The 12,320-nt window shown below is 68.8% G+C and carries 6 protein-coding genes; 2 read left to right on the top strand and 4 right to left on the bottom strand.

Annotation, left to right across the window (positions count from 1 at the left end; all coding sequences use genetic code 11):
- Window positions 1–9: 9 nt before the first annotated feature.
- Entirely contained in the window at window positions 10–711 is a 702-nt protein-coding gene (locus KVT44_RS02775) for a TetR/AcrR family transcriptional regulator (RefSeq protein ID WP_190168547.1), read from the top strand.
- 12 nt (window positions 712–723) lie between these two features.
- Here the strand turns inward: KVT44_RS02775 and KVT44_RS02770 are convergent, their stop codons facing one another.
- From KVT44_RS02770 to KVT44_RS02755, 4 genes are all read right to left on the bottom strand, one after another.
- Window positions 724–1,083 carry a 5-carboxymethyl-2-hydroxymuconate Delta-isomerase gene (locus tag KVT44_RS02770; protein WP_067363410.1) on the bottom strand — a complete coding sequence of 120 codons (360 nt, stop codon included), beginning with the start codon at window positions 1,081–1,083 and terminating at the stop codon, window positions 724–726.
- Between the two features lie 27 nt (window positions 1,084–1,110).
- Window positions 1,111–2,730 (bottom strand): fused response regulator/phosphatase, encoded by a 1,620-nt coding sequence (locus KVT44_RS02765; RefSeq protein WP_217565918.1) that lies wholly within the window; start codon window positions 2,728–2,730, stop codon window positions 1,111–1,113.
- Between the two features lie 69 nt (window positions 2,731–2,799).
- Entirely contained in the window at window positions 2,800–8,208 is a 5,409-nt protein-coding gene (gene pulA, locus KVT44_RS02760) for a pullulanase-type alpha-1,6-glucosidase (protein WP_217565974.1), read from the bottom strand.
- Between the two features lie 169 nt (window positions 8,209–8,377).
- Window positions 8,378–10,438 carry a carbohydrate-binding module family 20 domain-containing protein gene (locus KVT44_RS02755; RefSeq protein WP_217565917.1) on the bottom strand — a complete coding sequence of 687 codons (2,061 nt, stop codon included), beginning with the start codon at window positions 10,436–10,438 and terminating at the stop codon, window positions 8,378–8,380.
- A gap of 220 nt (window positions 10,439–10,658) precedes the next feature.
- On the opposite strand from KVT44_RS02755, the gene KVT44_RS02750 reads away from it, so the two are divergent.
- Complete coding sequence (locus tag KVT44_RS02750) at window positions 10,659–12,041, top strand: alpha-amylase family protein (RefSeq protein WP_217565973.1); 1,383 nt, start codon at window positions 10,659–10,661, stop codon at window positions 12,039–12,041.
- Window positions 12,042–12,320 lie beyond the last annotated feature (279 nt).

The following is a 12,320-nucleotide window of genomic DNA, read 5'->3' as shown; positions in this document are numbered from 1 at the left end:
GGTGTTCGTATGACAACCGGGGTACGCCGCAGGATGGGTGTCGAGGAGCGGCGGCAACAGTTGATCGGCGTCGCCCTCGACCTCTTCAGCCGACGCTCACCCGACGAGGTCTCGATCGACGAGATAGCCTCGGCCGCGGGTATCTCACGGCCGTTGGTCTACCACTACTTCCCCGGCAAAATCAGCCTGTACGAGGCGGCGTTGCAGCGCGCCTCGGACGATCTCGCGAGCCGCTTCGTGGAGCCGCACGAGGGCCCGCTGGGCTCGCGGCTGCTGCGGGTCATGCGCCGGTTCTTCGACTTCGTGGACGACCACGGGCCCGGTTTCGCGGCGTTGATGCGCGGCGGTCCCGCGGTCGGCTCCTCGAAGACCAACGCGCTCGTCGACGCGGTGCGGCAGGCCGCCTATGTCCAGATCCTGTCGCATCTGAAGGTCGAGGACCCGCCCGCCCGCCTGGAGCTGGTGATCCGCTCCTGGATCTCGCTCGTCGAGTCGACGGCGCTGATCTGGCTGGACGGGCGGCGGATTCCGCGCGGCGAGCTGGAGGTGCAGCTCGTGCAGGACTTCGCGGCGCTGGCGGCGGTGAGCGCCACGCACGACGAGGAGCTGGGCGCGCTGCTGCGCCGGGCGCTCAAGGGCGACCCGGGCGACGGGCCGTTCACCGACCTCGCCGTCCGGCTGATCGCGCTGGCCTCACCCCCGGCCTCGTAGGCCCGGCGGCCTCTACTCCTCGTACTTCCGGTACGACGGGTCGAGGTCGCGTACCTCGGCGGACGCGTGCACCGTCGAGACCCCGTCGGTGGGCTCGATGTGCTTGCGCAGCAGCTCCAGTACGGCTTCGGTGAGCTTGGCCTTGGTCTCGTCGGTGCGGCCCGGGAGCAGGGCGAGCGTGATGTGCACGATGGCGTGTCCGTCCTCCCCCGCCCCCACCACCTCTTCATCGGTGCACCGGAACCGCGTCTTGCACGCCTCGATGCGCGCGGCCGCCGTCTCGACGACCACCGGGTGCAGCGCGAGCGCGAAGCCGCGCTGGTCGAAGGCGTCGTCGAGCGAGTAGGAGTAGTCGACGGTGATCTGCGGCATGGGCACTCCTGTTCTAGGGTTTCCCGGTCACCCTAGCCGCAGCGCCAGCAGTGCGATGTCGTCCTCGCGGTCCCGGCCGAAGCAGTCGAGCAGGGTGTCGCAGAGGGCGTCCAGGCCGGGCAGGGCGCCGGTGGCGGCGGCGCGGAGGTGCTCCATCGAGACGGCCAGATCGGTGCCCCGGGTCTCGATCAGGCCGTCGGTGACCATGAGGAGCCGGTCGGTGGGTTCGAGGAACAGCTCCGTGGGCGGCGGGTGGGGCAGCCCCACACCGAGCAGCGGGCCGGCGGCCTTGGAGTAGTCGGCGCCCCCGTTGTCCCGGATGATCAGCGGCGGGATGTGGCCGGCGTTGGCGATGCGGGTGCGTCCGGTGGCGGGGTCGACCAGGACCAGGCAGACGGTCGTGGTGATGGCGGGATGGTAGCGCTGGAGCATCCGGTCGAGGCGCTCGGCGAGCACGGCCGGGTCGCTCTCCTCGACGCTGTAGGCGCGCAGCGCGTGCCTGATCTCGACCATGACGGTGGCCGCCTCCAGCGAGTGCCCGACGACGTCGCCGACCGCGGTGAGCACGCCCTCGCCGGTGCGCAGGGCCGCGTAGAAGTCGCCGCCGATCTCGGTCTCCGCGGACGCGGGCACGTACCGGACCACGACGTCGACGCCCGGCAGTTCGGGCAGCCGGTGCGGCTGGGGCAGGAAGCTGTGCTGGAGGGTGAGGGCGACGTGCCGTTCGACCTGGTACATGAGCAGCGGTTCGGCGGCGAGCGCGGCGGCCTCGGCGAGCCGGGCCAGCAGGGCCTCGTCCTCGGGGTTGACCCGGCGCACCCCGCGGGTGGGCGTGGCGAGGCACACCGAGGCCCGGCCTTCCTGGATGGGGATCAGCGCCAGGCGGGCGTCGTGCTGCACGCCCGGCCGGAAGAACCCGGCCGGCCACAGCGGCGCGGGCACCGTGGTGATCTGGACGCCCGACTGCCCCCGGGTGAGCCGTCGGAGCAGTCCGGCCACGGCCCGGTGGGCGCCCTCGTCGGGCATCGCGAGCGAGGTACGGTCCCGTGAGGTGCCGCGGTACAGCTCGTCGTCCGGGCCGAGGACGAAGACGGCGGCGGGCGAGCCGGTGAGCCGCGCGGCGCCGTCGGCGGCGGCGTCGGCGAGTTCCTGCGGGGAGCGCGCCGTCTGGATGGCGACGACCGTCTCCGCCAGCCGGGTCAGCCGCCGTGCCAGCGCCTGGTCGCCGGCCCTGAGACGGGCGGCGCGCACCGCGGCCCGGACCACCGCGTCGATCTCCTCGGGCTCGGCGGGCACCGTCAGATACGCCTCGCCGCCCACGTCGAGGCCCCGGCAGCGGTCACCCGCGTCCACGGCGGCGGCCGAGAAGTGCACGACGGGCAGGCCGGCCATGTGGGGCCGGGCCTTGAGCCGACGGCACAGTTCGAAGCCGGTCATGTCCGGCAGCTCCACGTCGATGAGCGCCACGTCGGGCAGGGTGCCCTTGCGCAGCCGTACGTCGAGTTCGACGAGCGCCTCGGAGCCGCTGGCGACCGGGACGACCTGGTGACCGGCGCGGCGCAGCACGGCGCTCATGGCGTACCGACTGGCCGCCGCATCGTCCACGACCAGCACGGTCGTGTCTGTCCGCTTGCCGTTGACGTCCATCTACCAGCCTTTGGACACACCGGTGGGGCAGACCGGGTTCGAGGTCTGCCCCACCAAGGTAATGCCCTTTCAGGAGGTCCGGGAGAATACCGCCACAGTGCGCCCCTGAACGGCGAACGTGCCCGTTTTCGCCTCGTAAGAGGACGATTTGACGATAGGGTCGGCGCCCGCCGCCTGCACCGGGTGCAGCGCGTACGCCGTCCCGGCCAGGGCGCCGACCGTCTGCTCCTGTGCCTTCGGTGTCGCGTTGAAGACGACGACGAGGTCGCCGAGCTCCATCGTGATCACGCCGGGCGTCTCGTCCTTGCCGGACAGCGGGAAGGAGAGCTTCGACTGCACCTGCCCGGCGGTGGACAGCGAGAAGACGCTCTCGGTCGTTCGGATCCGCTCCAGGTCCTGGTACGCCGCCGAGCTGCCCTCGATCTGCGGGCATCCCACCTTGACGGTGCTCAACAGGGGTGTGGCGTAGGGCCACTTGGACGCGTTGTCGGCCGCCATCGGCAGTCCGCGTCCGAAGCCGTTGCCGTCCCGGCAGTTCCAGTGGATGGCGTTGAACCAGTCGCCGCTGTCGAACGAGTTGCGGTCGAGGGACTTGGAGCGCAGCAGGTCGGAGCCCGCCTGGGAGAGCGACGGGCCCTGGGAGAGGGCGGCGGTCGCCATGGCGAGGACCTGCATCCGCGCCCGGTCGTCCGCGCCGGTCGTGGCGGGCAGCTTGTAGGTGAGGGCGTCGTACAGGGACTCGTTGTCGTGCGCGTCGGCGTACGCGAGGGCGTCGCCCGGTGCCGCCGCGTATCCGGCGGGCTGGCCGTTGTAGTCGACCTCGGAGCCCTTGACCTCCTTGCCGTCGGTGTCGGTGAAGCGGTAGGTGGCGAGGTTGCCGCTGAGCCCGATCTTGATGAGGTCCTGGTAGTGCAGCAGCCGGGCCTTCTGCTCGGCCGAAGTGCCGTTGGCGGTCGAGGAGTTGGGGTCGGTGTACAGCCCCGAGGCGAAGCCCTGGACGCCGGGGTCGGAGTCGAAGGGGCTGCCGCCGCGCACCGCGTCACGCGCCCGGTCGGAGAAGGTCGCGATGCCCGTCCCGGCCATGTTCTTCTGGGTGGCCTGTACGAAACGGGCGTCGTCGGCGACCTCACCGAAGTTCCAGCCCTCCCCATACAGGATGATCTTCTTTCCGTCGACCCCGTCCTTCGCCACGGTCAGCGCGTCGAGGGCCTTGCGGACGGCCAGGATGTTGGCCTTGGGGTGGTGCCCCATGAGGTCGAAGCGGAAGCCGTCGACCTTGTACTCCTTGGCCCAGGTGACGATCGAGTCCACCACCAGTTTGCCCATCATGGCGTTCTCGGTGGCCGTGTTCGCGCAGCAGGTGGAGGTGGCGACGGACCCGTCGGCGAGGAGCCGCTGGTAGTAGCCGGGCACGATCCTGTCGAGCACGGAGGTGTCCGCCTGACCGCTGGCGGCCGTGTGGTTGTAGACCACGTCCATGACGACCCGCAGGCCGTCCTCGTTCAGCGACTTGACCATCTGGCGGAACTCGACCGTACGGCCGGTGCCGTCCGGGTCGCTCGCGTACGAGCCCTCCGGGACCGTGTAGTGGTACGGGTCGTAGCCCCAGTTGTAGGCGTCCTTCGCGGCGATCGCGGCGACGCACTCCTGCTGCTTCTGGGAGTCGGCGGGGTAGGAGGCGAGGTCGCAGCCGGTGGTGGCCTGCTCGGACTTCTTCTCGGGGATGGTGGCGATGTCGAAGGCGGGCAGGAGGTGGACGTACGAGGTGCCCGCCGCGGCGAGGGCCCGCAGGTGCCTGGACCCGTCGCTGTTCTTGTCGGCGAAGGCGAGGTAGGTGCCCTGGTCCTTCGCCGGGACGGTCTCGTCCGCCACCGAGAAGTCCCGGATGTGCAGCTCCTGGATCTGGGCGTCCCGCAGCGGCACGGCCTTGGGCTTCTTCAGGGAGGACCAGCCGCTCGGGGCGAGGGACTTGTCCTTCAGGTCGACGACGAGACTGCGCTCGGAGTCGGCGGTGAGGGCGAGCGAGTACGGGTCGGTGACCTTGTTGGTGACGACCTCGCGGACGGTGGGCGCCCACACCTTCACGACGTACCGGTAGGGCTTGTTCCGCCAGGACTTCGCGCCGGTGACGGACCAGACGCCGGTGGTGTCGTTCCTCTTCATGGCGACCGTGGAGCCGTCGAGCTCCAGCGCCACGCTCTGCGCGGTCGGCGCCCACACCGCCAGCGTGGGACGACCGTCACGGAACGTCGGACCCAGCTGTGCCTTGGTCGCGTCGTACAGATCGTCCAGTACGCCGGCGATCTGGACGCCGGTCGCCGCGAGCACGGCGCCGTTCGCGGCCCGTTGCGAGGCGACGATCTGACCGTTCAGGGCCTTCTTCACCCGGCCTCGGTCGCGCGGGTCGACGGACCAGGCGGTGTAGTCCTTGAGGTGCGGGAACGCGGCCTTCTGGGCGTCGGTGAGGGTGGTCCTGGAAAGCCGGAGCCACCGCTCGTCGTCGCTGGTCAGCGTCCCGTCCTTGACGGCGATCGAGCCGTCGTGGGAGTACAGCAACTGGGTGGAGGCCGCGGCCTCGGAGCCGTTCCAGGCAACCGTGTTCCGGTCGATCCAGACCGCCTTGGAGGTGGTCAGGTCGAGCGCGGCCGCGCTGCCGGCGGGCTGCGGGAGCAGGTACTTCTCCTGGCCGTTCACGAGCCACGCCTCGTGGCCGTTCGCGGTGAGGTCGAGCGACTGGTCGGTCGGGAGGTCCTTCTCGTCGCCCTTGTGGAGGATGTAACTGAGGCTGGTGGCACCCGCGGTGAGCGGCACCTCGAAGACGGCGCCATAGGCGTCGGTCTTGACCGGCTCCAGGGGCTTGGACCAGTCCGTGGGCGTCGCGGCCCCGGTCCAGACGTGCAGTCCCCAGCCGGTGTAGTCGCCGTCGGCGCGGTGGTAGTGCAGTACGGCCTTGGTCGTGTCCTGCGCCGGGTAGTCGGGCCGCTGGGTCTGTACGGCCTCCTTGCCCTGCTCGACCCAGACCTCGCCCGTCTTGGTGACGTCGATCGTGCGGTCGGCGGCGACGTCCTTGTTGCCGTCCTTGTCGATGACGAGGAAGCCGACACTGGAGGCACCCGGCTTCAACTTCACGTAGGCGAAGGCCCCGTAGGCGTCCCGGCCGATGAAGTCGTGGCCCGCGGGCCAGGTCGTCGACTCACCGTCGGCGAGGTCGCCCCAGGCGTACAGCCGCCAGTCGGTGTAGTCGCCGTCGGTGCGCTTGTAGTGGACGATCGCGTAGTCGCGCGAGGAGGCGGTGGGGACTTCGGGGGCGGGCGGGGTCCCGGTGGTGCTCGCGGCCGTCGCACTCGCGGTCCGCCCGGCCGAGTCGACGACCACCGCCTTGTAGCGCAGGGCGGTTCCGGCGGGTACGTCCTTGCCGATGACCTGGGTGACCTTGTACGGGGCGTGGTCTGCGGAGCCGAGAGTCCGCCACTTCCCGTTGCCGACCTGGGCGGCGAAGACGACACGGTCGAGCTGACCGCCGGTGACGTCGGCGCCGAGCTCGACGGTGCCGGTGGCGCCCGCGTCCGGCGCCTTCAGGGTGAGCGAGGGCTTCGCGGCGGGGGCGCCGAGCGGCCGGGCCGCCTTGAGGACGACGGCGGATCCCGCCGGGACGGTGACGGTGACGTTCTTGTCGGCGTCGCTCGTCAGCCGGGACGAGGTCCCGTAGATCCCCTGGAAGGTCATGTCGGCGGAGCCGGTCGCGAAGGTCGCTGTCTTCGCCTCGCCCGCGTTGTTGAGGGCGACGAGGTACTCGGTCCTGTTGCCACCCGTACGGGAGAAGGCGTAGATGCCCGCCCCGTCGGCCGCGTACCGCTCGGTCTGCACCCCGTCCGCGAGAGCCGGGTTGTCCTTGCGGAGCTTCGAGAGAGCGGCGATCTCCTTGTAGAGCGGTGTGCTCGTGTAGTAGGCGTCGCTCGCGTGCGTGCGGTCGGTGCCGAGCTCGTCGTCGTCGAGGTAGTCGGGGACCTTGGAGGCGAACATCGTCTGACGGGCGTCCTTGTCGCCGCCCGCGCCGGTGAAGCCCTGCTCGTCGCCGTAGTAGACGACCGGGTTGCCGCGAGTGAGGAACATCAGCTCGTTGGCGAGCTCGTCCTTCTTCACCAGCTCGGCGTCGGTGGCCTTCGGGTTGTCCTGGTTCAGGAAGTACCCGATGCGGCCCATGTCGTGGTTGCCGAGGAAGGTGACCTGCTCGTACGCGTTGGCCTTGTCGGTCGTGTACTTGTAGTCGTCACCGAAGACCGAGGCGAGCTTCTTGGCGCTGCCGCCCTGGGAGGCGTACGAGCGTGCCGCGTCCTGGAAGGGGAAGTCGAGGGTGGCGTCGAGCCGGCCCTGGGTGACGTACGGGGAGGTGATCGACGTGTCGGCGGAGTAGACCTCGCCGAACATGAAGAAGTTCTTCCGGCCCCGCTCGGCCGCGTACGTGTCGAGCGCGGTGGCCCACTGCGTCCAGAACTCCATGTCCACGTGCTTCACGGTGTCGATCCGGAAGCCGTCGACGCCGAAGTCCCTGACCCACTTCTCGTAGATCTTCTCCATGCCGCTGACGACCTCGGGGCGCTCGGTCCACAGGTCGTCGAGGCCGGAGAAGTCGCCGTAGGTGGCGTTCTCGCCCGCGTAGGTCGAGTCACCGCGATTGTGGTACATCGTCGGGTCGTTGAGCCAGGACGGGACCTTCACGTTCGCCTTGTCGGCGGGGACGGTCGGGGTCTTCGGGAAGGACGCGGTGGTGACGGCGGGGAAGGCCTTCTTCCCGTCCGCGTAGTCGGCGTCGTCGAAGGGCTGCCCGTCCTTGGTCAGGTACGGGAAGGCGCCCTTGGAGAGGTAGTCGTAGGACTTGCCCTCGTAGTCGACGACGTCGGCGGTGTGGTTGGTGATGACGTCGAAGAAGACCTTCATGCCCTTGGCGTGCGCCTTGGAGATGAGGGTCGCGAGGTCCTTGTTGGTGCCGAAGTGCGGGTCGACCTGGGTGAAGTCGGTGATCCAGTAACCGTGGTAGCCGGCGGAGGCGTTGCTCCCCGTGCCCTGCACGGCCTGGTTCTTGAAGATCGGGGCCATCCAGATGGCGGTGGTGCCGAGCCCCTTGATGTAGTCGAGCTTGCGGGTCAACCCCTTCAGGTCGCCGCCCTGGTAGAAGCCCTTGTCCGTGGGGTCGTACCCGGTGGCGAGGCGCGAACCGGTCAGCCCGCCCCGGTCGTTGGACGTGTCGCCATTGGCGAAACGATCCGGCATCACGAAGTAGAACTGCTCGCGCGTGTCATCGTGCCGGGCCGGTTCGGCGGCGAGCTTCGCGTCCGAGGGCGGCGCGGGCGGGGTCTGCGCCCGCGCCGCGATCGGCTGAAGGAACGCTGCCGCGAGGGCGGCCACGGCGACGGCCGCGATTCTTCGCTGGGGTGGGGTGCGGCGGCGCGCCCCGGGCGCCGGCCATCTCGGTATCAGGGCCACAGGCGTGAACTCCTAGTGAATACGGCTCAGTACGGCTACGGCTCGAACAGCTCGTCCGGACCGGCTTCAAGCCGAGACACGGCCTCGATGCCGGGCGACCGGCGCGACGGTATCGCCCACGCAAGCCTTACAGCAAGAGTCTTGAAACTCTGAGCAAGAACTTTCAGCGCCAGGTGTCGCTGACGCTGTAGCCCGTTCCCGAGCCGGTGCTGTAGGCGCGGTTGGCGCCGGACTCCCACGTCACGTTTCCGGAGGAGTCCTTCTTGATGTACTTGTACGCGAACGACGTCGACTTGGGCACGATGACCAGTCGGCCCCAGTACGGGTACGACGCCGAGGACAGCGGGATGGCGTCGGCGGTGTTCCAGGAGCCGAGGGAGGGGATGGAACCGACGACGTACACGTTGGTGCCGTAGTCGGTGGTCGCGTTGACTCCTAAGGTCACGTCCGTGGCGTCGGCGTCGGCCACGTTCCAGGAGTTGTCGACCTCGACCGCCGAAGTACTCGTCGTGAGCGACCGGTTGGCGTTGGACTCCCAGGTGACGTTTCCGGACGAGTCCTTCTTTATGTACTTGTACTCGATGCTCGTGCTCGCCGGGACGGAGACGTCGGCCTTCCAGATCGGGTAGCCCGACGACGACAGCTTCACCGCGTTCGCCGTGTTCCAGCTGCCGAGCGCGGCGACCGAACCGACCACGTACACATCGGTGCCGGTGGTGGTGGAGGCGTACTCGTCGAAGGTCGCGGTGACGCTGGTGGAACCACCGCCGCCTCCGCCCCCGCTGCCTCCGCCGCAGTTCACCGTGCAGATGTAGTTCGGGTCGTAGAAGGCGACCGCCGACTTCGCGGGCACGGTCAGGGAGGCCTTGCCGCCCGTGACGGTGACGGTGGTCGCGCCACCGTCGATCACGTTCGGGTACGTCCCGTCGGCCAGGCCCGTCGTGTACGTGTACGTGCTGGCGCCGGAGCTGTTGTTGAGGGCGACGAAGCCCGCGCCACCCCTGCCGAAGCCGATGACGTTCGAGGACGGGGACTGCCAGTTGGCGACCGCGTAGCCGCTCGCCGCGTTGTGCCAGCCGATCATGCCGGAGACCGCGGTGTTGCGGTCGAGGCAGTACCAGCCGCTCGCGCAGTTGGTGTCGGTGACGAAACCGGCGGAGTTCGGCGGGGCCTCGTCGCTCTGGCTGAAGGTCCAGCCCGAGTAGACGGACGGGCGGCCGTAGCCCCGGGCCAGCTGGAAGACGTTGGCGAGGACCGCGGTGTCGCCGTCCTTGTAGCTGAGCGAGTAGCCGTTGCGCTCGGTGTCGTGGTTGGTGACGAAGGTGTTGGAGTTCGCCTCGGCCGTCAGGCCCCAACCGCTGCCGAAACTCGACAGGTTGGCGATGTCGCCCTGGAACTGGGACTTCATCTGCGCGGCGAAGGTGAAGTCGAGGACGTCACCGCTGCCGTAGTACTCGTCCTGCGCGGGCGGGGTGCCGGGGTAGATCTCCTGGGTGATGTACGGCGCCGCGCCGGAGGTCGTGGTGTGCAGTCCGGCGACGATGGCGCTCAGGTCGGCGGCGTCGATGTGCTTGGCCGCGTCGACACGGAAGCCGTCGACACCCAGGTCGATCTGCTGGTCGAGAAAGCCGATGATCTTCGTACGGACGCCGCTCTCGGCGGTGTCCAGGTCGGGCAGGCCGAGCAGTTCGCAGTGCTGGACCTCGTACCGGTCGGACCAGTTGGAGATCGTCTTCGTGCAGTCGTCGCTGTCGGCGGGGTCGTAGTCGGGGGTGTCGTACTTGTTGGTGACGACCGTGCCGTTGTAGCCGGTGCCGGTCTGGGCGGCGGTGTGGTTGATCACGGCGTCCGTGTAGACCTTGATGCCGGCCGCGTGACACGTGTCGACCATGGTCTTGAACTGGGCCGCGGTGCCGAAGCGGCTGTTCAGGTTGTAGGCGTAGGGCTGGTAGACGTCCCACCAGTAGTAGTTCGTCTGCTTCAACGACTCCGCGGGCGGGGCGACCTGGACCGCCCCGTAGCCGGCCGGGTCGAGCACGTTCGTGCACTCGGCGGCGACCGACTTCCAGTTCCACTCCCACAGGTTGGCGATCACATCGCCGTTGGGGATGCCGGTGTCTGAGACGGCGGCGTGGGCGGCCGGGGCGGGCAGCGCGGCGGCTCCGCCGAGGGCCAGCAGTCCGGCCGTGGCCAGGGGTAACGCCCGTGATCTGATCCAGCGCATGACGGCAACTCCTTGCGGGGGACGGAGGTGCGGGAACGCGGTCAACTGGGTTGCCGGGGAAGCAAGTTGACCGCGGTGCGAGAGTGGGCGCGGTCAAGGGGCCGCGTCAATACACGTGTTGGAAGTTCTTTCGACATCTTGCTGAAACCCGAACCAACGGATAACTTCCGTTCCCCCCACCCGCACGACGAAGTGCAGGAGCACCCACATGGCAAGAAACATGGCCAGGAAGACACTTGCCGCCTCGTTCGCCCTCGCGGCGGGCCTGGCGGTCTCGGTGGCACTCCCCCCGGGTGTCGCGGCGGCTTCCCCGCCGGGCACGAAGGACGTCACCGCCGTTCTGTTCGAGTGGAAGTTCGACTCGGTCGCCAAGGAATGCACCAACACGCTGGGCCCGGCCGGTTACGGCTACGTCCAGGTCTCGCCACCCGCCGAGCACATACAGGGCTCACAGTGGTGGACCTCGTACCAGCCCGTGAGCTACAGGATCGCCGGGCGGCTCGGTGACGCGACCGCCTTCCAGAACATGATCAACACCTGTCACGCGGCCGGCGTGAAGGTCGTGGCGGACACGGTCGTCAACCACATGGCGGCGGGTTCCGGCACCGGTACCGGCGGATCTTCGTACACGAAGTACAACTACCCCGGCCTGTACTCCTCGTACGACATGGACGACTGCACGGCGACGGTCAGCGACTACACCAACCGCGCCAACGTCCAGAACTGCGAGCTCGTCGGGCTCGCCGACCTGGACACCGGCGAGGAGTACGTCCGCAAGACCATCGCCGGGTACATGAACAGCCTGCTCGGGTACGGCGTGGACGGCTTCCGCATCGACGCGGCCAAGCACATCCCGGCGACCGACCTCGCCAACATCAAGTCGCGGCTGACCAATCCGTCGGTGTACTGGAAGCAGGAGGTCATCTACGGCGCCGGCGAGGCGGTCCAGCCGACCGAGTACACCGGCAACGGCGACGTGCAGGAGTTCCGGTACGCCTACGACCTCAAGCGGGTCTTCAACAACGAGAACCTCGCCTACCTGAAGAACTACGGCGAGGGCTGGGGCTATATGAGCAGCTCCGTCGCGGGCGTGTTCGTCGACAACCACGACACCGAGCGCAACGGCTCGACGCTCAACTACAAGGACGGGGCGAACTACACCCTCGCCAACGTCTTCATGCTCGCCTACCCGTACGGCGCCCCGGACATCAACTCCGGCTACGAGTGGTCGGACGTGGACGCCGGCCCGCCCAACGGCGGCACCGTCAACGCCTGCTGGCAGGACGGCTGGAAGTGCCAGCACGCCTGGCCGGAGATCAAGTCGATGGTCGCCTTCCGCAACGCCACCCGGGGCCAGTCGGTCACCGACTGGTGGGACGACGGCAACGACGCGATCGCCTTCGGCCGCGGCGCCAAGGGGTACGTGGCCATCAACCACGAGTCGGGCTCGCTGACCCGGACCTATCAGACATCCCTCGCGGCGGGGACGTACTGCAATGTCCAGAACAACACCAGCGTCACGGTGAACGGCTCCGGGCAGTTCACGGCGACCCTCGGCGCGAACACGGCGCTGGCGCTGTACACGGGCAAGACCAGCTGCTGAGCGGCTTCCGCGAGCCGCGCGGAAGCCTGTACGGAAGGCCGTACGGAGTCCGTGGGGCCCCCGCGGGAGCCCGTACCGAAAGCGCCGTATCGGACATGCCCGATACGGCGCTTTCCTCTTTGCGACCTCTTTGCGACACCTTGCGGTAACGGGAACGTCACGCTTGCGGGATCTTGCGGAAATTTCCTTGCAACGTCTTTCGCAAGGACTTGCAGCGCTGTTAGTTTCCTCCCCAGCCCGGCGGCCGTCGATGGGACAGACGGCACCCGCGGTCCTCCC

Origin of the sequence: Streptomyces sp. GbtcB7 (genome assembly GCF_019091445.1) — a bacterium.
In the GTDB taxonomy this organism is placed as follows: Bacteria; Actinomycetota; Actinomycetes; order Streptomycetales; family Streptomycetaceae; genus Streptomyces; species Streptomyces mirabilis.
This window is presented reverse-complemented; position numbering and strand designations above follow the sequence as displayed.